The following is a 22,292-nucleotide window of genomic DNA, read 5'->3' on the forward strand; positions in this document are numbered from 1 at the left end:
TTGGCGCCTCCCTGTTCCTGCGCGGGAGGGGGCGGGCCACCCTTTTCTGGACACGCAAAAGCCCATCCATGGTGCTCGATGGCGCCATCCATGGCGCCAACGGTCCAGAAAAGGGTGGCCCGCCCCCTCCTGACAGTTTCCCGCGACCGCGGCAGTAAGCGCTCTTCGTCTCCCGCCGCATGCTCCATCCCGACGCGCCAACCTGCATCCGCCACCCGCGATGTGTCGAGAGGTGGCAGACCAGCCGCTCCAGGACCGTTGGCGCCATGGGTTCGGCGCATGCGCCGGACGGGCTGGGCAGGACGCCCATCCCCGGTCTTGCCGAGTGCGCAGGATGGCGCACTCGAGCAAGGCGCCATCGAGCCCCCATGGATGGGTTTACGGCGTGTCCTGAATCGGCTGGCCTGCAGCCTCCCCACGGAGAAAGGAGGCGCTGAAACACAGGCCGGCCGTCAGCCTTCCATCTGCTCCAGTTCCTTGCCCTTGGTCTCGCGCACATGGCGGACGACGAAGAAGATCGAGAGGATCGCTGCGACCGTATAGATGCCGTAGGCCCCGGCCAGGCCGATGCCGGCCAGCAGCATCGGGAAGGTCACGGTGATCGCGAAGTTCGAGGTCCACTGTGCCGCGCCGGCCACCGCCAGTGCCGGGCCGCGGATCTGGTTCGGGAACATCTCGCCCAGCATCACCCACATCACCGGGCCCCAGGACATGTTGAAGAACACCACGTAGACGTTGGCCGCGACCAACGCGAGCCGGCCCATACCGTCGGACAGCTGCAGGCGGCCCTCGGCCAGGCTGCCACTGGCAAAGGCCACCACCATCAGCACCAGCGCCACCGACATACCGACTGAACCGACCCACAGCAGCGGCTTGCGGCCGATGCGGTCGATCAGCAGCACGGTCAGCAGGCAGGCCCCGATGCTCAGTGCACCCGACAGCACGTTGATCAGCAGCGCATCGCTTTCCGAGAAACCGACCGCCTGCCACAGCACTGCCCCGTAGTAGAACACCACGTTGATGCCGACCAGCTGCTGGAACATGGCCAGACCGATGCCGACCCAGAGGATCGGGCGCAGCCGGCCGGTGGCCCTGTCGAGCAGATCACTGAAACGCGGCTTGTGCTGATCCTGCGCCAGGCTGGCTTCGATCTCGGCCTGCTTGGCCGCCGCCGCGCCGTCGCCGTACAGCCGCGACAGCACCGCCCTCGCATGCGCCTGCCGCCCCTTCAGCACCAGGAAGCGCGGGCTTTCCGGAATCACCAGCAACAGCAGCAGGAACAGCCCGGACGGTAGCGCCTGCATCCAGAACATCCAGCGCCAGGCCTCGTGGCCCAGCCACAGCGGCTCGGTTGACGCCCCGGCTGCGCGGGCCAGCAGGTAGTTGCTGAGGAAGGCGGCGAACAGCCCGCAGATGATCGCCATCTGCTGCACCGTGGCCAGGCGGCCGCGATAGCGTGCCGAGGCCACTTCGGCAATGTAGGCCGGCGACATCACGCTGGCCGCACCCACGGCAAAGCCGCCGAGCACGCGCGCGGCGATGAACAGCCAGGACGCATGGGCGGCGCCGGCGCCCAGCGCCGAGACCAGGAACATCAGCGCCGAGACGATCAGTACGCCGCGGCGCCCCAGGCGATCCCCCAGCCAGCCGGCCAGGAAGGCGCCGATCGCGCAGCCCAGCAGCATCGAAGCAACTTCGAAACCCAGTGCCGCTTCGCTGGAGTTGAAGGCCTGGCGCAGGCCATCGACCGTGCCATTGATGACACCACTGTCAAAACCGAACAGGAATCCACCGAGGGTGGCCACGCAACTGATCAGGACGATGAACGCGGTGTTCTCACCGCCGTGCGGGGCGGTGCCGGTCTGGGCTTGGGACATGGACGATCCTGCTGGAAAGGGAATTCGGCCACCCCTGCGGCCGATGGCCCGCAGCGTCGCACAGGCCTGGCCGTGCCGCCAATGGCCGCAGCGATCGCGCCTGCCAGACGCCCGTTTTCCGCCCCGCGCCGACACCGGGGGCCAACCTGTTCTAGAATTGTCAGGTTCAGGAATCGATCCACCCCCAGCCCATGCCCTTTGTCGTCACCGAAAACTGCATCAAGTGCAAACACACCGATTGCGTGGAAGTGTGCCCCGTGGATTGCTTCCACGAAGGCCCGAACTTCCTGGTGATCGACCCGGATGAGTGCATCGACTGCACCCTCTGCGAGCCGGAGTGCCCGGTCAACGCGATCTTCCCGGAGGACGATGTCCCCGCCGGGCAGGAAGGCTTCGTCGCCCTCAATGCCGAACTGGCAAAGGAGTGGCCGGTGCTGACCGTGCGCAAGGACCCGCCCGCCGACGCCGGCGAATGGGACGGCAAGCCGGACAAGCTGAAGCTGCTGGAGCGCTGAGAAGCGCCCGCTGCGGCAACGAAAAAGGGCGCCACGGGCGCCCTTTTTCGTTCTCGGCAGGTGCCAACCGCGTGATCCGGTAGGTGCCAACCACCCGATCCGGTAGGTGCCAACCTTGGTTGGCACAGAAGCGCCGACCAAGGTCGGCCTCTACCCGGGCACGTGCGGACCTGGGCCCGCACCCACCCGACCGGCTCTTACTGGGCCAGCTTCGCCTTCAGTGCGGCAATCAGCTTGACCGGCGCTTCGGCAGTGGCCGGCAGGCCACGCGGATCGACCGCGGAGATGTAGGCGCCGGCATCGACCGCAACCACGCGGACCAGGAAGTTGCTGCCTTCGTAGGCCACGTCGTACGAGCCCAGCAGCTGCGCGCGGCTGGCGATGGTCACGCCTTCCACGCCTTCCAGCGCTGTACCGACCTTGGCGAACGCTTCATCCTTGCCGCCGGCGATGGTGAAACCGGTGTTCGCCGCCGCCGGGGCCGCAGCCACCGGCGCCGCCGGCCTGGTCGCCGAGGCCAGCGTCGGCACCTTGTTGTCGGAGGTGGCGTTGGGCAGGTTCAGGTCCGGCGGCACTTCCAGCGGACGCATTTCCGGGGCCAGGGCGTAGTCGCCCTTGACGCCACGCTTGAAGCAACCGGTGGTGCCGGCCGCGACAGCTACAGCAAGCAGGGCGTAGGACAGCACGCGGACGGTGGAAACGGATTGACGCATGTGAATCTCCTGGGTCAGACCAAGACGGAAGGTCAGTGGCTGGAAAGGGCTTCGAGGGCGGCGATGTCGCCGGCAAGATGGTCGGCAGCCGCATGATGCGCCGCCGACAGCGGCAGCAGCGGCAGGCGCAGGTCGTGGCCGATGCCGATGCGGCGCAGCAGCGCCTTGACCGGAATCGGGTTCGGCTCGACACCGCAGAAGTCGTGGAATGGCTGCAGGCGCGCATCCCACGACCCGGTGGCTTCGTGGTCATGGGCGGCGGCCAGCTCGCACATGCGGCGATAGGCGCCGGGCAGCACGTTGGAACCGACCGAAACCAGGCCGTCGATACCGGCCTGGATCGATCGTGCGGCCGTGCCGTCATCGCCACTGAGCACCGCGAACTGCGGGCTGCGCAGCGCCAGCAGCGCCTGCACCCGGCCGGTGTCGCCCACCGCTTCCTTGATGCCGACGATATTGGGATGGCCGGCCAGTTCGGCCACGGTCTCCGGCTGCATGTCGCAACCGGTGCGGCCGGGCACGTTGTACAGCACGACCGGCAGCCCGCCCTGGTCGGCAACCGCGCGGTAGTGCGCGATCAGGCCGGCCTGGGTCGGCCGCACGTACGGCGGGGTCACCACCAGCGCATGGCTGGCACCCAGCGCGGCGGCGCGGCGGGTCTGTTCGATGGTTTTGGCCGTACCCGACAGGCCGGTACCGGCCATGACCGGGATGCGGCCGCCGATGCGCTCGACCGCGCTGGCCAGCAGCAGGTCGTACTCGGCATCGGTGAGGGTCGCCGCTTCGCCGGTCGAGCCGGCTACGACAACGCCATGGACGCCACCTTCCAGTTGCAGATGCAGCAGGCGCTGCCAACCGTCGGGATCGAGGGCGCCGTCGGCCCGGAACGGGGTCGCCAGCGCGGTGATGAGGCCGGAAAGGGACAAGGACGTGCTGCTCTTGGCTGGGAAGGGAAAACGCCCGCCACGAAAGGCCGGGGGCGACCTGAATGTTACTTGCGGCGCGAAAGCACGGGCAAGTATGCTGGACACCGGTGGATCCCCGCCTCTGGCGGGCATTCAGACTAACGCATGCATTACCCGGAATCGCCTTGACCGACACCACCCCGCGCCCCGCGCCGAGCGAAAACCACCTCCTGATCAACGCCTATACGACGCATCCGGAGTCTCCCCTGCTGTCCGTCACCCGCCGCATCGCCGACAGCGGCTGCAATCTGGTGGACGCGCGCCTGGCCACGGTCGGCCGCGATGTCTCGGTCACCGCCCTGGCCACCGGCTCCTGGGACTCGGTGGCCAAGCTGGAAGCGATGCTGACCCGGCTGGAGCGCGAGGAAGGCCTGAAGCTGGTCTGGTACCGCACCGCTGCCAAGCAGGCGCAGTCCAACCTGCTGCCGTACATCGTCGAAGTGATCGCCGCCGACAAGCCGGGCATCCTGTTCCAGCTGGCCGATTTCTTCGACCGCCAGGGCATCACCATCGAGAACCTGCAGAGCACGCGCTACCGCGCCATGCAGACCGGTGCGGAAATGTTCAGCGCGCAGGTCACCATCGGCGTGCCGGCCAACATGCACATCGCCGCGCTGCGCGACGATTTCCTTGAATTCTGCGACCACCTGAACCTGGACGCGATCATGGACCCGATGAAGTTCTGAATGAATTCCTGATTTTTCGCGCGTCCCTCACGGGCGCGTGGCGTTTCATGCAATTGTCGTAGAAAGAACCCAGGCTCGACAGAAGGACCTCATGAACAACGGCGACACCCTGGACAGCACCACCCTCTCCCTGCCGCTGGCCCTGTCCGGTGGCGACCAGGCCACCCTCGGCGATTACGCCGGCCACTGGCTGGTGCTGTACTTCTATCCCAAGGACAGCACCCCCGGCTGCACCACCGAAGGCATCGACTTCAACGCGCTGCTGCCGAAGTTCCGCAAGGCCGGTGCGGTCGTGCTCGGTGTCTCCCGCGATTCGGTGAAGTCGCACGACAACTTCTGCGCCAAGCAGGGCTTCAACTTCCCGCTGGTCAGTGATGGCGACGAAGCACTATGCAGCGCCTTCGACGTGATCAAGATGAAGAACATGTACGGCAAGCAGGTACGTGGCATCGAACGCAGCACCTTCCTGATTTCCCCCGACAGCCGCATCGTGCAGTCCTGGCGCAAGGTCAAGGTTGCCGGCCATGCCGATGCCGTTCTCGCCGAACTGAAGGCCTCCCAGTCCAAGTGAGTCCCACTGCCTACTGTGTCTGCCATCACCCTGCCCTGCGGCAGGCCGTGATGGTTTTTCCCTGTCCGTAACCAGGAATCGACGATGACCCGAGGCAAGCGCATCTACGTGCTGGATACCAACGTGCTGATGCACGATCCCACCGCGCTGTTCAAATTCGAGGAGCACGACGTTTACCTGCCCATGCAGGTGATCGAGGAGCTGGACAACGGCAAGAAGGGCACATCCGAAGCGAGCCGCAATGCCCGCCAGGTGAGCCGCTTCCTCAACGAGCTGGTGCAGGCGTCCGGCCTGGACAACCTGGCCGACGGCATTCCGCTGCAGCGCCCCAATGGGCTGCAGCTGCGCGGCAAGCAGAGCGCCGGCAAGCTGCGCTTCCAGACCAGCCATTTCGACGCCGGGAAGAGCTTCGGCCAGGTGATCCCGGACAACGCCATCCTCGGCGCGATCCTGGCCCTGAAGGAAGAAACCCCGGACCTGCCGGTGGTGTTCGTTTCCAAGGACATCAACCTGCGGATCAAGGCGGCGATCGCCGGCATCGTGTCCGAGGACTACGAGAACGATCGCGCGCTGGACGATTTCAGCCTGCTCTACACCGGCGCCACCGAGCTGCCGGAAGACTTCTGGAAGCGCCATGGCGAAGACCTGCGCAGCTGGAGCGACAAGGGCCGTACCCATTACGAAATCCAGGCACTGGACGGCGAAGAGTGGTATCCGAACCAGTACGTCTACCTGCCCGGCGAAGATGAAGTCGAGCTGCGCGTCAGCCGCGTGGTCGGCGACGGCAAGGTGGTGCTGTCGCTGGTCGACGATTTCCGCCATGGCAGCCATGCCGTGTGGGGCATCAGCGCACGCAACCGCGAGCAGAACTTCGCGCTCAACGCGCTGATGGATCCGGAGATCGACTTCGTCACCCTGCTCGGCACCGCCGGCACCGGCAAGACCCTGCTGGCACTGGCTGCAGGCCTGGCGCAGACGATGGACCAGCAGCGCTACCGCGAGATCATCATGACCCGCGCCACGGTCAGCGTCGGCGAGGACATCGGCTTTCTGCCCGGCACCGAGGAAGAGAAGATGACGCCGTGGATGGGCGCGCTGACCGACAACCTGGAAGTGCTGACGCACAACCAGGAAGGCGGCACCTGGGGCCGCCAGGCGACCAACGACCTGCTCGCCAGCCGCATCAAGATCCGCTCGATGAACTTCATGCGCGGCCGCACCTTCCTGTCGCGCTACCTGATCCTGGACGAGGCGCAGAACCTCACCCCGAAGCAGATGAAGACCTTGATCACCCGTGCCGGCCCCGGCACCAAGATCGTCTGCCTGGGCAACGTCGAGCAGATCGACACCCCGTACCTGACCGAGACCACCTCGGGCCTGACCTACGCAGTGGATCGCTTCAAGAACTGGCCGCACAGCGCGCACATCACCCTGCGCCGTGGCGAGCGTTCGCGCCTGGCCGATTACGCTTCGGAGGTATTGTGAGCCGCTGCACCCGACTGCTGCTGCCCACGGCTGCGATCGCCCTCGCAGCCGCGCTGGGTGCCTGCACCACCATGCGCGGCCCGGCCAGCGTGCCGACCGCCGAGCGTACCGGACAGTCCTGGGTGGTCACCCGCCCGATCATCGCCGCGCAGGTGCTAGACACCTGCTCGCGACCCAGCCCCGGCCGCGAGGCCGGGCGGGTCAGTGGCTACTGGGCGCCCAGCCGGCAACAGGTCGACCAGCTGGAAGCGAAGCTGTCCTCGCTGGAGGCGCAGGTGCCGAAGGTGCTGGACTTCGATCGCCAGTACGTCGGCATCGAAAGTGCCGGCAAGCGGCTGATCTACATCAACGCCTTCCACCTGCCCGACGACAGCGGCGTCAATCCGGCCCGTGAAGCGATCCGCGTCTGCGATGGCGGTGCACAGTTCTGGGGCGCCGTGTTCGACCCGGCCAGCAACACCTTCAGCGAGCTGCAGTTCAACGGCGGCTTCGGCGGGCCCTGAGGGGCCCTGCCGATGGGAATACGCCTGCCCACCTGGGTCTGGATCGGTGCGGTTGCGCTCTCGTGCGTGGCCGGCATGGTCAACGTGGTCGGATTTCTGGGTTTCGAGCACCAGGCGGTCAGCCACATGACCGGCAGCACCAGCCAGCTGGGCATGGCGCTGGCCCAGGGCGACTGGCGTGCGGTCGGGCATCTGTGGGGCCTGCTGATCGCCTTCTCGCTGGGCGCCATGCTCAGCGGCCTGTTGATCCAGGACAGCGCCCTGCAGCTGGGGCGTCGTTACGGCGTTGCGCTGGCGCTGGAATCGGCGCTGCTGCTGGTGGCCATTCCGCTGTTCGAACAGCACCAGATCTGGGGCGCACTGGCCGCCGCCATGGCCTGCGGCCTGCAGAATGCGATGGCCACCACCTTCAGCGGCGCAGTGGTGCGCACCACCCACCTCAGCGGCATGTTCACCGACCTCGGCATCGGCCTCGGACACCTGCTGCGTGGGCTGCCGCTGCAGGTTCGCCGACTGACCCTCAGCGGGCTGATCATCAGCGGCTTCCTCGCCGGTGGCATCCTCGGCGCCTGGTTGTTCGTGCGCTGGCAGTACGACGCCCTGCTCGCCCCCGCCCTGCTGACCGGCCTGACCGGGCTGGGCTATGTGGTGTACCAGCAGTGGGCGCGCTGGCGGCATTGAGTCAAGGACATCCACGCATGGCGCGGAGCTACCTTCCCCAGCGGGACCACGGCACAATCGCTGGATGAGCCCGACCACTCCCGTATCCGCCCTCACCATCGCCGGCTCCGACTCCGGCGGTGGTGCTGGAATCCAGGCCGACCTGAAGGCGTTCGCCGCACATCGCGTGCATGGCCTGTCGGCGATCGCCGCGCTGACCGCACAGAACACCCGCGGCGTGACCGCCGTGCACGTGCCGCCGGTCGACTTCCTGCGTGCGCAGCTGGAGGCCTGTTTCGATGATTTCGATATCCACGCGGTGAAGCTCGGCATGCTGGCCAACGCCGAGGTGATCAACGTCGTTGCCGACGCACTGCAGCGCCATCGCCCACCGCACGTGGTGCTGGACCCGGTGATGGTCGCCACCAGTGGCGCACGCCTGCTGGAAGACAGCGCCCTGCAGGCGATGCGTGAGCGCCTGATTCCCCTTGCCACGCTGATCACCCCGAACACACCGGAAGCAGAGCTGCTGGTCGGGCGGAACATCGGCAATGGTAACGATGCCGAGCAGGCCGCCTCCGCCCTGCTCGACCTCGGTGCCGGTGCCGTTCTGCTCAAGGGCGGCCATCTGCATGAGGGCAACCGCGTGATCGACCGCTACTTCGACGGCGTCAGCAGCGAAGAATTCATCCACGCCCGCCTGCCGCTGGATGCGCACGGCACTGGCTGCACGCTGGCCTCTGCCATTGCCGCGCAGCTGTGCAACGGCCTGAGCCTGGCCAATGCCTGCGAGGCCGGCATCGACTATGTCGCGCGCGGGCTGCAGAGGGGCTACGCCCCCGGCCGCAGCGAGGTGCTGGTGCTCGATCACTTCGGCGCGGCACCGCACGCATGAGCCTGACGCCGGACACGCTTGCCGTGCAGTGCGAGGATGGCCATCGCTACGAGGTGATTGCCTGCGTGCCTGCGCAGCCCATCGCGCGCCTGCTGTGGCTGCCGGCGCTGGGCGTGGCCGCGCGCCACTACCTGCCGCTGGCACAGGCACTGGCCGCCAGGGGGGTGGTGGTCTACCTGCATGAGTGGCGCGGCAACGGCAGCAGTTCGCTGCGCCCGTCACGCACGCAGGACTGGGGCTATCGCGAGTTACTCGAACAGGATCTGCCGGCCAGCCAGGCCGTGCTGGCCGCCGCAGATGATGAAACTGGCCCGCTGCCCTGGATCATCGGTGGCCACAGCCTGGGCGGACAGCTGGCCTGCGTGCATGCCGGCCGCGCTCCGCAACACTTCAACCGGCTATGGCTGGCGGCCAGTGGCTCGCCGTTCTGGCGCGGCTTCCCCCCACCGCGCGGCTGGCTGCTGCCGTTGGTCTACCGCTTCCTGCCATGGATCGCGCAGCGCCAGGGCGTGCTGCATGGCCGTCGCCTCGGCTTCGGTGGCACCGAGGCACGCGGACTGATCGCCGACTGGGCGCGCGTCGGCCTGAACAACCACTACGCCGCCTTCGGCATGAGCGAAGACCTCGATGCGCAGATGGCGCGGGTGCACGGCAGTGCGCAGGCGGTGCTGATGGAACACGACTGGCTGGCGCCGGCCGGCTCGATGCGCACGCTGCTGGCGAAGCTGCCGAATGTGGACGCGCAGCTGCGCGTGCTGTCCGCGCAGGAACTGGGCACGCGTGCCGATCATTTCGCCTGGCTGAAAGCTCCGGACGCCGTGGCTGACTGCTTTTTCATTCAGTTGGGTGAAAATTTTCACAAAACTGTTGACGGTGCGCGCCGACATCCGCATAATTCCGCTCCTGTCGCAGGGCGCCCGTAGCTCAGTTGGATAGAGTACCTGGCTACGAACCAGGCGGTCGGGAGTTCGAATCTCTCCGGGCGCACCACTCGACAGGTTTCCAGCATCCGCCGCTGGAAATGCAGTAAAATTTGGAAGTAAGTTGATTGTGTACCGCGCGCCCGTAGCTCAGTTGGATAGAGTACCTGGCTACGAACCAGGCGGTCGGGAGTTCGAATCTCTCCGGGCGCACCATACACAGTCAGCACAACAAGTTTATGTAATTGGCGCCCGTAGCTCAGTTGGATAGAGTACCTGGCTACGAACCAGGCGGTCGGGAGTTCGAATCTCTCCGGGCGCACCATTACACCGAAACAGCAGGCCTCGGCCTGCTGTTTTTTTATGTGTGTTTTTCGGCAGGGCTGCGCCCTGCACCTGCAGATGCTTCAAGCCAAGGCAAGCCAAGCCAAGGCAACGGCAACGGCAACAGCAACAGCAAAAGCTGGCATTCCGCGGGTTGGCGGGGCGGTGTCGGAGTGCGGGGACGCCGTGAACCCATCCCTGGGGGCTTGGCCGCGGCATCCATGCCGCGGACACCCCGCACTCCGACACCGCCCCACCTCTGACAGATTCCCGCGATCTGATGGATCCACGCCATGCGTGGATGAATCTCCATCGAATTCGAATATTTCGACAATTGATCGAAGAGCATCCACGCATGGCGTGGATCTACCGTGTCGACCAAGGTCGACACCCACCAACCGCACCAGCACCGACAGATCGCCGGAAACTGTCGAAGGCGGGGTGGGTCCGGTTGCGGGAGTGTCCGCGGCATGGATGCCGCGGCCAAGCCCCCAAGGACGGGTTTACGGCGTCTCCCGCAACCGGACCCACCCCGCCATCCATCAGGAAACCTGCTTTTGCTTTTGCTGTTGAGGTTGCCGGCCAGCGGCCGGCACTACCAGGGGTGCAGGGCGCAGCCCTGCCAAACCCCCTACCCCCTGGCCATTGCCTGCCACCACTGCGACAGCAGCTCCGGCCTGCGCAGGCGCTCGCGCCACCAGCGCAGTGCCGCGCCATCCTCACCCGTGCGCCAGGCCAGCCAGAAGGTCTCTTCCGGCTTGTGTTCCTCCACCTCGCGGATCACCAGCTGCCCGCGTGCCACGGCAGCGCGCGCGCACGGCTCGGGCAGGAAACCGAAGCCCACGCCTTCGCATTGCAGCTTCAGCTTGCTCGCCATGTCCGGCACCGTCAGCATCTCCTGCCCCATCAACAGGCCGACCGTGCGCGGCAGCAGCCGGCGCGCCGAATCGGAAACGGCGATCGCGCAATGCTCGACCAGTTGCTCGCGACCCAGCACGCCCTCCACCGCGGCCAAGGGATGGTTGGGCGCAACCGCGAACACGAACTCCACCGTGCCCAGCGGCTCGACCACATACCCACCGCCACTGGGGCCCTCGCCCGGTGCGCCCACCAGCAGGTCGGCACGTCTGTCGAGCAGCGCTTCCCAGGTGCCGGACAGTGCCTCGCCGATCAGCCGCAGCCGGGTCGGCGCCTCGGCCTCACGGAATGCGGCGATGTCAGGGCCCAGCAGCCAGGTCGGGAACACCGAATCCACCGCCAGGGTCAGCTCGGTCTCCCAGCCCGATGCCACCCGGCGCACCCGCAATTCCAGTTCGCGGGCCGCGCGCAGCAGGTGCCGGCCCTCGTCCAGCAACGCGCGACCGGCCTCGGTCGGCTCGGCACGCGGCCCGACCCGGTCGAACAGCTGCACGCCCAGGTCTTCCTCCAGCTTGGCCACGGTGTAGGAGATGGTCGAGGGCACCTTGTGCAGGGCCTTGCCGGCGCCGGCGAACGAGCCCCGGCGGTCAATGGCATCGAGGATCTGCAGGGCATCGAGGCTGAGCTTGAGCATTCGAATTTTTCGATGATGGCTGTCAAAACTATCCGTTTTTCAAACCCCGGGCGCAAGCGGATACTTCTCTCCAACGGGGAAACACGGCGGCTACCGCCCCACCCCGCCCCATCGAAACCATCGAACAAGGAAATTCCATCATGCTGCAGATCCGCAAGAGCGCTACCCGTGGCCTGGCCGAGCATGGCTGGCTGTCCTCCCGCCATACCTTCTCCTTCGCCAACTACTACGACCCCCGCTACGTCAGCTTCGGCCCGCTGCGGGTGATCAACGAAGACAAGGTGATTGGCGGCCAGGGCTTCGGCACCCACAGCCACAGCAACATGGAGATCGTTTCCTACGTGCTGGGCGGCGCGCTGGAGCACAAGGACTCGATGGGCACCGGCTCGGTGCTGCGCTACGGCGACGTGCAGCGCATGAGCGCCGGCAGCGGTGTCAGCCACAGCGAGTTCAACCACTCGGCCGACGAGACCGTGCACTTCCTGCAGATCTGGATCTTCCCGGATGCGGAGAACATCACCCCGTCCTACGAGGAGACCCACTTCACACCGGACAGCAAGCGCGGCCAGCTGCGCCTGATCGCTTCGCCGGACGGTGCCGACGGTTCGCTGCGCATCCACCAGGATGCCCGCATCTTCGCCACCATCCTCGATGGCGGCCAGAAGCTGCACCATGCGCTCGGCAACGGTCGTGGCGCCTACGTGCAGGTGGCCCGTGGCCAGTTGCAGGTGAACGGCATCACCCTTGAAGCCGGTGATGCGCTGCAGGTCAGCGACGAAGCGCAGCTGACCCTGGAAAACGGCAACGACGCCGAAGTGCTGGTGTTCGACCTGCCGCTGTAACGGCAACGCCCGCGATGCTGGATGGCATCGCGGGCACATTGCTGTAGATCCGCGTCAGAACCTGTAGTTCAAGGTCAGCCGCACGTTGCGCGGCTCGCCCCAGGTGTAGGTGCTGTACCAGCTGAAGATGGTGTAGTAACGCTTGTCGAGCAGGTTGTTGACGTTGAGCGTGGCCGACAGGCGATCGTTGAATTCATAGCGCGCCATCGCATCGAGCAGCCAGTAAGGCTGGGTGCGATGCACCACCTTGGCCTGCGTGGCCGGATTGGTGATCTCGCCGAAGGTCGAATCCTGCCAGCGCGCACCACCGCCCATCGTCAGTCCCTGCCAGGCACCGCGCAGGCGGTAGCTGGAGTGCAGGCTGAACTGGTTCTCCGGTTCCAGCGTGGTCACCTTGGTGCCCGCCTGGCGCGCGATCTTGTGCGAGAACCCACCCTGCACCTGCCAGCCCTCGGCCAACTGGCCCGACATTTCCAGCTCGTAGCCCTTGGTCCGCACGCCCATCAAGGCGCGATAGGCATCCTGCCCATCCGGTGTCTTGCCACCGGTGGGCTGGGCGAAGTTGTCCTGGTCAAGCTGGAACAGCGCTGCACTGGCGTTGAAGCGGCCATCGAGGAACTCGGCCTTCAGGCCCATTTCGTAGCTGCGGCCTTCCAGCGGATCCAGCGCCTTGCCCTGCTCGTCACGCTCGCCCTGCGGCTTGAAGATGGTGCTGTAGCTGGCGTACACCGAATAGTGCTCGCCGAGGTCGTAGACCACGCCGGCGTACGGCACGAACACGCCGGTCTCGCGCGTCTGCGGCGAGCGGTAGCTGGCCAGGCGGCTGCCAACGATCACCTTCAGCGGATCGGCCAGGTCAAAACGGCCGACCACGTACAGGCCGTTCTCACGGGTCACTTCGTTGTTGTCGTAGCTGCGCTGCCATTGCGGCTCGGCGATGTCGCCGTCCCAGCGGCGATAGTCCGGCACTGTATCGGGGAAACCATCCTGTGGGCCGTAGCCGGTATTGGTCCAGCGCCTGCGCGAGGCACTGCCGCCGATCACCAGCTCATGCGCGCGGCCGAACAGGCCGAAATGCCCGCTCACATAGAAGTCGGCGGCGTTGCTGACCGTCTTTCCGACGTACTTGCCGAGCCACAGGCTGACGCCTTCTCCGGTCAACGGATCGGGATTGCCCGCGGCGGCACCGGCCAGCGCAGCGTCGTAACCGTTGACCTGGTGGTTGAGCTGCAGCTTGGCCACCCAGTCGTTGGAGAACGTATGCTCCAGCGTGGCAAAACCAGTGCGCACATACTGACGCCAGCCGGCCCAGCGTGCGCCGTTGTTGAACGAGCGCGGCATGCGGTTGAAGTTGCCGGCACTGTCCAGCAGCGGAATACCGCCCCACGTCGAACCCTTCGGATCGCTGTCCATCGCATCGCCACCCACGGTCAGCAGCGTGCGCTCGCCCAGATCGGCTTCCAGCACTGCGTAGCCGACCTTGCTGGTGCGCTGGTAGTGGTCGAGGTTGGAATGCTTGTCTTCCCATGCCCCCACCGCGCGGCCGCGTACGCGGCCATCGGCAGTCAGCGGGCCACCGACATCGAGCTCGGCACGGTAGTCGTCCCAGCGGCCGACACCCAGCGAGGCGCTGCCAGCGAACTCCCTGCCCGGCTTCTTGCGCACCAGGTTGATGGTCGCGCCGGGATCGCCCATGCCGGTCAACAGGCCGGTGGCGCCCTTGAGCACTTCGATGCGGTCGTAGATGGCGGTATCGCTGAGCGTGTTGCCGGCGGAGTAGGCCGAATCGCGCGACATCGGAATACCGTCGTACTGGAAGTTCTGCACGGCGAAACCACGTGCGTAGTACTCGGTGCGCTCGCTGTCGTAGGTGACGATGCTGATGCCCGGGGTCACCCGCATCACGTCGTCGATACCGTGCAGGCCAAAGTCATCCATCTCCGCACGGGTGATCACGCTGATGGTCTGCGGTGTCTGCCGTGGCGTCAGCACCAGGCGGGTGGCGGTCGCGATGGTGCCAGGTGTGTAGGCGCCGCTGCCTTCGGTGATGGTACCCAGCTGGTTGGCGATGACCTGCACGGTCTGCAAGGTCTGCGAGGCGGGCGTCTGCGTGGCCTTGTCGCCGTCATCGGTGGACTGCGCGGCGGCGATGCCACTGCTGGCCAGTGCGGCGATCAGCAGGCTCTGCGCGAGCGCCTGCGGCAGCAAGCGGCGACGCGGCAATGAGGACGGAAGACGGATAACGGGCACGTACAGCACGACAGGACCTCCACGATCGGGTGGGATCCTCTGGCGACGGCTGGAGGGAATGGGGACTCGGCCGGGGGGCCGCAGGCGCAGGAGTGTACTCCCCTGCGCCCCGGCTGTCGTGCGATGTGCTGTCGTGCGGCGCGCTGCCGCAGGCTCAGCCGCCGATGGCGGCGCAGGCCTCCAGAATTAGCGCGGTTACTTCCTTCGGCTGCGAGGCCAGCGAGGCATGGCTGGCATCCAGTTCCAGCAGGCGCTTGGGCTGCATCCTGCCAGCCATGGCCTTCTGGTTCTCCGGCGCGATCATGCGGTCATGGCGGGACAACTGGTACCAGCTCGGCTGGTGCTTCCAGGCCGGGTCACTGACCGCATCGCCGAAGGTGCTGGCCAGCGGCGCCTTCTGGGTCACTGCCATCACCCGGCCTTCGTCGGCGCTCAGGTCCTGGCAGAAACTCTCATGGAATTTGTCCGCGCGCAGCCACAGGTAGCCGTCGCTGTCCGGTGCCAGATTCGGCGCGGCTTCCGGCAGGTGCTGCTGGGTGATGCCGCCCGGGCTTTCGCCGGCATCCGGGGCAAAGGCCGCGATATAGACCAGCCCCTTCACGTTGGCCTCGTTGCCGGCCTGGCTGATCACTGCGCCACCATAGGAATGGCCGACCAGCAGCACCGGCCCGTCGATCTGCCGGATCATCTTCTGGGTGCGTCCTGCATCGTCGGCCAGCGAGGTGAGTGGCAGTTCCACCGCCTGCACGCGGTCATGGCCGTTGCGATGCAGTTCCAGGATCACCTTGGCCCAGTGTGCGGCCCCGCCCCAGAATCCATGGACGAGGAGGATGGTCGGTGTCGTGCTCATGTATGGATCTCCGGCAGCGGCCGGCGGAATGCCGACCGTGCAGCCACTGTCCGTGGGCGGCGTTAACCACTGGTGACGCAATCGGGTCACTGCAATCGTATGCGTCGTCCAATGTCATGCAGGGCACTTGCCGATCCCGCCTGAAAACGTTTCCATGGAGATCCCCTGGAGCTTCGCACCGCGCATGACGCCTTCATCCCCGCTTGCCCAGCAGCACGCTACCCGTGCCGCCTTCTTCATTCCCGGATTCGCCACCGCCGCGTGGGCGCCGATGGTGCCCTACGCCAAGGCCAAGGCCGGGCTGTCCGACGCCAGCCTTGGCGCGGTGCTGCTGTGCCTGGGCCTGGGCTCGCTGCTGGCGATGCCTTTGGCGGGCGCACTGACCGGGCGACTGGGCTGCCGTCGGGTGATGGTCATCACCTGCGCCATGATGCTGTGCGCGCTGCCGCTGCTGGTACTGGCCCCTTCACCCATGGCACTGGGCGCGGCGCTGTTCGTGTTCGGCGCCGGCGTAGGGGCACTGGACTGTGCGATGAACATGCAGGCGGTGGCCGTCGAGCGCGATGCCGGGCGCGCGATGATGTCCGGCTTCCACGCCTTCTACAGCATCGGCGGCTTCGTCGGTGCCGGCTGCATGACCGGCCTGCTGATCCTGGGGACGCCGCTGTGGCTGGCCGCGCTGGTGTCGGTTGCCACACTGCTGCTGGTCGCAGCCTTGGCGGCCCCGCACTGGCGACCGCAGCGCATCCTGCATGAAGGCCCCCTGCTGGCACTGCCGCATGGCGTGGTGCTGTTCATCGGCGTGCTGGCGTTCGTGGTGTTCCTCGCCGAGGGCTCGATGCTGGACTGGAGCGCGGTGTTCCTGGCAGAAGTGCGGCAGGTGCCGCGCGACCAGGCGGGAGCCGGCTTCGCATTGTTCACGCTGGCGATGACCGCGATGCGCCTGTTCGGCGACGGCATCGTCGAGCGCCTCGGGCGAACGCGCACGATTGTCATCGGTGGCATCACCGCGGCCGCCGGTTTCGGCCTGGCCACGCTGGTAGCGTCGTTCCCGGTGGCGCTGGCCGGCTACGTCCTGGTCGGGCTGGGCTGCGCCAACATCGTGCCGGCGCTGTTCTCGATGGCCGGCCAGCAGCGGGTGATGCCGGAGAGCATCGCCATCACGGCGGTGACCACGCTGGGCTACGCCGGCATCCTCGCCGGTCCGGCCGCGATCGGCGCGCTCGCGCACGTGACCAGCCTCGGCTTCGCCTTCCTGTGCGTGGCCGCGTTGCTGCTCGGCGTGGCCGCGTCCGCACGCTCACTGGCACGCCGCCTGCCCTGACAGAAAAAGGGGACGGAGGGGATTAAGTCGTATCTGCCTCGGGTGTGCTGCAAACGACTTAATCCCCTCCGTCCCCTTTTTGTTCAACCGCGCGTCGGGGCCTTCACCGGCATATCCGCAGCGTCGTGCACCAGCCACTCGGCCTGGGCCGGCAGCTGCGGGGCCGGGCACGCGCTCTTCGGGTGGTGCTCGTCACGGGCCATCCAGTCATCGACCACGCCGGCCAGCAGGTCCAGCCGCAGCGGCAGGGTGATGTGGTCCTCGCCACGCATCTCGATGTAGTGCGCGCGCGGATTGGCCAGGGCCAGCTCGCGGCCCTGGCTGACCGGAATGTGCTGGTCGCCCTGCCCGTGCAGCAGCAGCACGCAGGCGCGGGTATCAGCCAGCGCGCGTGCCACGTCCACCCGATCCAGATCGACATCGATGCGACGGCTGGCGGCGGCGATCACCTGGTTGATGTCCTGGCCGCCGTAGCGCCAGCGCGCGTAGGACGCCACCGCCTGCGCCTTCAGGCCTTCCGGCTGCAACCCCATCAAGTGCGGGATCATGCTGCGGATCGCCACGCCGGCATTGGCGAACGACTCCATCGCCACCACCCCGGCCACCTGGTCACCCAGCTTGTCGGCGGTGAACACCGCAGTGGCGGCGCCGTAGGAGACACCGAACAGGTACAGCGGTCCAGTGATCTCGCCGCGCGCGCGCAGTTCGCCGATCACATCAACGACGTCGTCGGATTCATACGTGCCATAGCCGGACGGGCCTGCACCGGACTGGCCGTGGTTGCGTAGATCGAGGGTGACCACGCGGTAGCCCGATTCGGCCAGCTGCAGCGACCACGGCAGCATCGAATCGCCGTTCATCATCCAGCCGTGCAGCAGCACCACGGTGCCGCGTGGCGCCTGCGCGCGGAACGGCTGCGGCACGGCCAGGCTCAGCCCGGTATCCAGCGGCAGGCCGTTCTCGTGGCGCTGCGGCAGGTAGTGGTAGCGCGCACCGTAGTCACCCGGATCGAACACGCGCCAGAAGATCGGCACGCCATCACGGCCCGGTGCGAAGCCGTGGCGGTTGGGCAGTTCGGCGATGGCCGCGGCGATGCGCGGGCGATCGAGCAGGGTCGACACGCCACCTGGCGCGATCAGCCTGTCGGCGAGCGAGGTGGATGAGGCATTGATCGAGGAAGAGCATGCAGCCAGCCACAGGCCGGCGCACGCCAGCAACAGCAGCAGCAGGCGCTTCATATCACGTCGTAGGGGTAAATCAGACAGGCTGCGACGTTAACGCCTCAACTGCCCGGCCATCTATCGCGCACGGATGACGGCTTGATGACAACGCAGGAACGATTCAGCTTGGTGTACAGGGTGTCTCCGTGCCGTCATTGATCCGGATCAATGAACGCATGCGCACGATTGCCGACAGTGCCGCCATGCGCACCTCGCTCAAGCTCGCCATTGCCCTGGCCGCCACGCTGGCCGCCGCCTACGGCATCGCCCGCACCACGCCCTCCTGGTTCGCACCGCGACAGCCGGCGCAGGTCGACATCCACGACCCGGCGCTGATCGCGCAGGGACAGTACCTGTCGCGCGCCGCGGACTGCGCGGCCTGCCACACCGCGCCGGGCGGCAAGCCGTTCGCCGGTGGCCTCGGCATGCAGACGCCGATGGGCACGATCTACTCGACCAACATCACGCCCGATCCGGATACCGGCATCGGCGCCTACGACTATGCCGACTTCGAGCGTGCGGTCCGCCGCGGCATCCGCCACGATGGCCAGCCGCTGTATCCGGCGATGCCGTATGCCTCGTACGTGATCGCCAGCGACGCCGAGATAAAGGCGCTGTACGCCTACTTCATGGGCTCGGTGCAGCCGGTGAGGCAGGACAACGCCGACAGCACGATTCCGTGGCCGGCCAACATGCGCTGGCCGTTGGCGTGGTGGCAGCTGCTGTTCGCACGCCCGCGCAGTTTCAGCCCGGACCCGTCGCTGGATGCCGGCCAGCAGCGCGGTGCCGAACTGGTGGAGGGCCTGGCCCACTGCGGCGCCTGCCACACGCCACGCGGCCTGGCGTTCCAGGAAAAGGCGATGGCCGACGATGGCAGCCGCCAGTTCCTGTCCGGCTCGGTGCTGGAAGGCTGGTATGCGAAGAACCTGCGCAACGAGTCGACCGGCCTGGCCAGCTGGAGTGAAGGTGAGATCGTCGACTTCCTGCGCACCGGCCGCACCGATCGCTCGGCGGCCTTCGGCGGCATGGCCGACGTGGTCGAACACAGCACGCAGTACCTGTCCGACGCAGACCTGCTGGCGATGGCGCGCTATCTGAAACAGCTGCCGGCGCGCGAGGGCCGCAGCGCGCAGTGGTCGGCCGGTACCGACACCACCACCGCAGCGCTGCGCAATGGCGACTACCGCGTGGCCGGCTCGCTGGCCTATGCCGAGCACTGCCAGGCCTGCCACCGCGCCGATGGCCGCGGCATGCCACGCGTATACCCGGCGCTGGCCGGCAACTCGATCGTATTCGCCGATGATCCGAGCTCGCTGGTGCAGGTGACCCTGATCGGCGGCCGCACGCCGCACACCCCGCACGACCGCATGGCATTCACCATGCCGGGCTTCGAGCAGCTGCCGAACGCGCAACTGGCACAGATCCTGACCTTCATCCGCAGCAGCTGGGGCAACCAGGCCAGCGCAGTCAGCGAGGTCGACGTGGCGCGGATGCGCCGGGTGGTGCGCGACAAGCCGGTGCACTACGTTCCGCAGGAGGCCGCACGATGAAGCACTCGCGCAAGCATTCCCGCCTGCTGTTCGGCAGTGCGATCGCCGCCCTGGTGCTGGCCGGTGCCGGCACCCTTGCCTATCACCATCTCTACCCGGACCTGGATGCCGCCGCGGCCAGCACGATCGACATGCTCGATGCACAGGGCAAGGTGGTGGGGCATTACCAGCCGCCCAGCGCCGAAGAGATCGCCGCGCTCGGCAACGCCGAGTCGGTGATGCTCGGACGCCGCCTTCTCAATGAGACCGCGCGGCTGCTGCCGGACAATGTCGGCAACGATCTGAACTGCAATTCGTGCCACATGGCCGAGGGCAAGCGGCCCTTCGGCAACCACTACTTCAATACCGGTGGTGGTGCCTATCCGCGCTACATGCCGCGCCCGGGCAAGGTGATCGGACTGACCGAGCGCATCAACGGCTGCCTGCAGCGTTCGATGAACGGCAAGCCGCTACCGAAGGACTCGCCGCAGATGCGCGCGATGCTCGACTACATGGCATGGCTGAGCAGTCCGGTGCCCGAGGGCGCCCGCGTCGCTGCGCCCAGTGAAGGGCCGATCGACAGCACGCTGACCCCGGACCCGATCCGCGGCCAGGCGCTGTACGCCGCCCAGTGTGCGGCCTGCCATGGCGACAACGGCGAAGGCCGGCGTGATGCCAGCGGTGACATCGCCTTCCCGCCGCTGTGGGGTGAGCACAGCTTCAACATCGGCGCTGGCATGGCCCGGCTGTACAAGGCCGCCGGCTTCGTCAATCACAACATGCCACCGGCGGTAACCCGCGAGCCGCCGCTGGGGCAGCAGGTGATGCCAGACCAGGACGCGGTGGACATCGCCAGCTACTTCATCAACCAGCCGCGGCCGGACTTTGCCAACAAGAGCAAGGACTGGCCGCGCGACCCGAAACCCAAGGACGCGCGGTACTGAGCAGGCGCCCGCTCAGCGCTTGACCAGCTCCACGCGGCGATTGCGTGCCTTGCCTTCCTCGCTGCCATTGTCGGCCACCGGCTTGTCGGCACCGAAGCCGGCCGCCTGCAGGCGATCGGCGGTGATGCCCTTGGCGGTCAGCGCGGCCACCACCGACCGTGCGCGATCCTCTGACAGGCTGCGGTTATGCGCCACGGCGCCGCTGTTGTCGGTGTGGCCTTCGATCGACAGCTTCAACGCAGGATCACCCTGCAGGAGCTGCAGCACCTGCGCCAGCTGCGGTTCGGAGGCCGGCAGGATCTGCGCCTTGTCGGTGGCGAAGTTGACCTGGATCGCCACCCGACCGTCGCTGTCCAGCTTCTTCTTCAACGCATCGGCCGGCAGCAGCGCCGCGGTCTGGGTGAAGCCCTTGCGTTCGGCCACCACCCAGCCGGCACTGAGGTATTCCAGCCGCGCGTGCACCCACACCTGGCGGCCATCGGCCAGATCGACGCGGTAGACCACGCTGTCGTAGTTGTTCCAGTTGAAGCTGGCTGCATTGCTGTAGGCCGACTGCACCGGCTTCGGCACCCCCTCGGCCGCCTCGCGCGGGATGCGCCCCTCGAACACCTTGGTGCCGTTGACCTGGGCCATCATCGCTTCCAGGTTGCGGCGCACTTCGTGCATCGAGTACTCGCGCTCCCCCTTGTCGAAATCGGCGGCGAAGGTACGACCCTCGACCTGCTCGAAGTGATCGCCGGTCCAGAACGGGAACGCATCGAAATCACGTTGCTGGGCCTTGTTGCGGTCGCCATAGCCGGCCGGCAGGGACAGGTGCGGGAAACTGTCCGACCACTGCGCAGTGGCCTTGAACGGCACTTCATCCACCACCACCAGGCCTGCGCTGTTGCTGTCCACCGCCAGCTGCAGCCAGACGGTTCGGTTGGCCTGGCGCAGCACGTAGACCGTGGTGGGCGCGTCCTGTTCGCCGTTCACCGCATCGATGAAGCCGCCACCGATCTCGCCTTCCAGCTGCGGGCCATAGTAGATATCGCGCAGCAGCGCCCCTTCAAACACCTTGCGCCCACCGGCGGCCGTGATCACACCGTCGACGTTGCGCTGCACTTCCAGTGCGGAGAACGCCTTGTCGGGGGCCGCTTCACTGTCGGCCACGATGCGTGCCGACCAGCTCGGGCCTTCCACCCAATGCACGCCCTCGCCCATGCGGAACGGAAAACGTGCCCACGCGCGCGGGTGCGGTGCGTTCTGCGGCGCATAGCCCTGCGGCAGGCTGAAGAACGGCAGTTCGCCCAACGCAGCAGCGCTCAGCGGCACGCTGCCGGTGTCGAACGGCACCAGCGGCACCGGCTTGCCATCGCGGTCGGTGAGTGCGGCGCCATCGGCCGCAGCGGAGGACGCCGGCGGCGCTGCCTCGGGTGCGGCGTTCTCACCGGCGGTGGGCGGCGGCTGTGCGCCCGCCTGTTCGCCTGAAGGCGCCCGGTTGCACGCTGCCAGCAGCACCAGTGCTGCGCCCCCCAGCCAGATCTTCGACCGCTTCCGCATCGCCAGCACCTCAGCTCCATTGAAGCGCCGAGCATACCCGAAGGCCGTGACCGGCCCCACAGTGCCATCGTAGTTGCGTGGCCACGTCATGCCGATGTCATTGGCGCTGCCGACACTCCGGGGCT

Annotated in this window: 20 protein-coding genes and 3 tRNA genes; 15 read left to right on the forward strand and 8 right to left on the reverse strand. The window is 67.0% G+C overall.

What is annotated here, in order from left to right:
- Positions 1–452: 452 nt before the first annotated feature.
- Complete coding sequence (locus tag N5C18_RS22470; protein WP_279945631.1) at positions 453–1,877, reverse strand: sugar porter family MFS transporter; 1,425 nt, start codon at positions 1,875–1,877, stop codon at positions 453–455.
- Between the two features lie 191 nt (positions 1,878–2,068).
- Here N5C18_RS22470 and fdxA point away from each other — a divergent pair, with 191 nt between their 5' ends.
- Positions 2,069–2,392 (forward strand): ferredoxin FdxA, encoded by a 324-nt coding sequence (fdxA, locus tag N5C18_RS22475; protein WP_005409054.1) that lies wholly within the window; start codon positions 2,069–2,071, stop codon positions 2,390–2,392.
- A gap of 197 nt (positions 2,393–2,589) precedes the next feature.
- Here fdxA and N5C18_RS22480 read toward each other — a convergent pair whose 3' ends face one another.
- A complete protein-coding gene (locus tag N5C18_RS22480) occupies positions 2,590–3,105 on the reverse strand; it encodes a hypothetical protein (protein WP_279945633.1) in 516 nt (171 codons plus the stop codon).
- A gap of 32 nt (positions 3,106–3,137) precedes the next feature.
- A complete protein-coding gene (dapA, locus tag N5C18_RS22485) occupies positions 3,138–4,031 on the reverse strand; it encodes a 4-hydroxy-tetrahydrodipicolinate synthase (RefSeq protein WP_133934368.1) in 894 nt (297 codons plus the stop codon).
- A 164-nt stretch (positions 4,032–4,195) separates the two neighbouring features.
- Here dapA and N5C18_RS22490 point away from each other — a divergent pair, with 164 nt between their 5' ends.
- From N5C18_RS22490 to N5C18_RS22535, 10 genes are all read left to right on the forward strand, one after another.
- Complete coding sequence (locus tag N5C18_RS22490) at positions 4,196–4,756, forward strand: glycine cleavage system protein R (protein ID WP_005409051.1); 561 nt, start codon at positions 4,196–4,198, stop codon at positions 4,754–4,756.
- 91 nt (positions 4,757–4,847) lie between these two features.
- On the forward strand, positions 4,848–5,327 hold the full coding sequence (locus N5C18_RS22495) for a peroxiredoxin (protein WP_053449373.1): 480 nt from the start codon (positions 4,848–4,850) through the stop codon (positions 5,325–5,327).
- Between the two features lie 84 nt (positions 5,328–5,411).
- Entirely contained in the window at positions 5,412–6,812 is a 1,401-nt protein-coding gene (locus N5C18_RS22500; protein WP_053511253.1) for a PhoH family protein, read from the forward strand.
- The gene (locus N5C18_RS22505) at positions 6,809–7,315 is read left to right on the forward strand and encodes a hypothetical protein (RefSeq protein WP_279945634.1); all 507 of its coding nucleotides are present in this window, start codon (positions 6,809–6,811) and stop codon (positions 7,313–7,315) included. The genes N5C18_RS22500 and N5C18_RS22505 overlap by 4 nt, the downstream gene beginning before the upstream one ends.
- Positions 7,316–7,327: 12 nt before the next feature.
- Positions 7,328–7,996 carry a YoaK family protein gene (locus tag N5C18_RS22510; protein WP_006432423.1) on the forward strand — a complete coding sequence of 223 codons (669 nt, stop codon included), beginning with the start codon at positions 7,328–7,330 and terminating at the stop codon, positions 7,994–7,996.
- A 64-nt stretch (positions 7,997–8,060) separates the two neighbouring features.
- On the forward strand, positions 8,061–8,870 hold the full coding sequence (thiD, locus tag N5C18_RS22515; protein WP_180879760.1) for a bifunctional hydroxymethylpyrimidine kinase/phosphomethylpyrimidine kinase: 810 nt from the start codon (positions 8,061–8,063) through the stop codon (positions 8,868–8,870).
- Positions 8,867–9,793 (forward strand): alpha/beta fold hydrolase, encoded by a 927-nt coding sequence (locus N5C18_RS22520; protein WP_279945635.1) that lies wholly within the window; start codon positions 8,867–8,869, stop codon positions 9,791–9,793. Before thiD ends, N5C18_RS22520 begins: the two co-directional genes overlap by 4 nt.
- Positions 9,784–9,860, forward strand: a tRNA-Arg gene (locus N5C18_RS22525). The genes N5C18_RS22520 and N5C18_RS22525 overlap by 10 nt, the downstream gene beginning before the upstream one ends.
- A gap of 69 nt (positions 9,861–9,929) precedes the next feature.
- A tRNA-Arg gene (locus tag N5C18_RS22530) sits at positions 9,930–10,006 on the forward strand.
- Positions 10,007–10,038: 32 nt separating this feature from the next.
- A tRNA-Arg gene (locus N5C18_RS22535) sits at positions 10,039–10,115 on the forward strand.
- Positions 10,116–10,745: 630 nt separating this feature from the next.
- Here N5C18_RS22535 and N5C18_RS22540 read toward each other — a convergent pair.
- A complete protein-coding gene (locus N5C18_RS22540; RefSeq protein WP_053449370.1) occupies positions 10,746–11,666 on the reverse strand; it encodes a LysR family transcriptional regulator in 921 nt (306 codons plus the stop codon).
- 140 nt (positions 11,667–11,806) lie between these two features.
- Between N5C18_RS22540 and N5C18_RS22545 the strand changes: the two genes are divergently transcribed.
- Positions 11,807–12,508: a pirin family protein gene (locus N5C18_RS22545; protein WP_049457850.1), complete on the forward strand. Its 702-nt coding sequence runs from the start codon at positions 11,807–11,809 to the stop codon at positions 12,506–12,508.
- A 54-nt stretch (positions 12,509–12,562) separates the two neighbouring features.
- On the opposite strand, the gene N5C18_RS22550 is transcribed toward N5C18_RS22545, so the two are convergent.
- Together N5C18_RS22550 and N5C18_RS22555 are read right to left on the reverse strand one after the other, a co-directional pair.
- Positions 12,563–14,767, reverse strand: a complete 2,205-nt coding sequence (locus N5C18_RS22550; protein WP_279945636.1) for a TonB-dependent siderophore receptor — start codon at positions 14,765–14,767, stop codon at positions 12,563–12,565.
- A 145-nt stretch (positions 14,768–14,912) separates the two neighbouring features.
- On the reverse strand, positions 14,913–15,608 hold the full coding sequence (locus N5C18_RS22555; RefSeq protein ID WP_279945637.1) for an alpha/beta hydrolase: 696 nt from the start codon (positions 15,606–15,608) through the stop codon (positions 14,913–14,915).
- Between the two features lie 184 nt (positions 15,609–15,792).
- Between N5C18_RS22555 and N5C18_RS22560 the strand changes: the two genes are divergently transcribed.
- Positions 15,793–16,932, forward strand: coding sequence for an MFS transporter (locus tag N5C18_RS22560; protein ID WP_279945660.1), 1,140 nt, complete (start codon positions 15,793–15,795; stop codon positions 16,930–16,932).
- Positions 16,933–17,015: 83 nt separating this feature from the next.
- Here N5C18_RS22560 and N5C18_RS22565 read toward each other — a convergent pair whose 3' ends face one another.
- The gene (locus N5C18_RS22565; RefSeq protein ID WP_279945638.1) at positions 17,016–18,170 is read right to left on the reverse strand and encodes an alpha/beta fold hydrolase; all 1,155 of its coding nucleotides are present in this window, start codon (positions 18,168–18,170) and stop codon (positions 17,016–17,018) included.
- 185 nt (positions 18,171–18,355) lie between these two features.
- Between N5C18_RS22565 and N5C18_RS22570 the strand changes: the two genes are divergently transcribed.
- Together N5C18_RS22570 and N5C18_RS22575 are read left to right on the forward strand one after the other, a co-directional pair.
- Positions 18,356–19,702: a cytochrome c gene (locus tag N5C18_RS22570; RefSeq protein WP_279945661.1), complete on the forward strand. Its 1,347-nt coding sequence runs from the start codon at positions 18,356–18,358 to the stop codon at positions 19,700–19,702.
- A complete protein-coding gene (locus N5C18_RS22575; RefSeq protein WP_279945639.1) occupies positions 19,699–20,625 on the forward strand; it encodes a c-type cytochrome in 927 nt (308 codons plus the stop codon). The genes N5C18_RS22570 and N5C18_RS22575 overlap by 4 nt, the downstream gene beginning before the upstream one ends.
- 12 nt (positions 20,626–20,637) lie before the next feature.
- On the opposite strand, the gene N5C18_RS22580 is transcribed toward N5C18_RS22575, so the two are convergent.
- The gene (locus N5C18_RS22580) at positions 20,638–22,167 is read right to left on the reverse strand and encodes an OmpA family protein (protein WP_279945640.1); all 1,530 of its coding nucleotides are present in this window, start codon (positions 22,165–22,167) and stop codon (positions 20,638–20,640) included.
- Positions 22,168–22,292: the final 125 nt, after the last annotated feature.

Source organism: Stenotrophomonas sp. GD03930 (genome assembly GCF_029839665.1).
GTDB classification, from domain to species: domain Bacteria; phylum Pseudomonadota; class Gammaproteobacteria; order Xanthomonadales; family Xanthomonadaceae; genus Stenotrophomonas; species Stenotrophomonas forensis.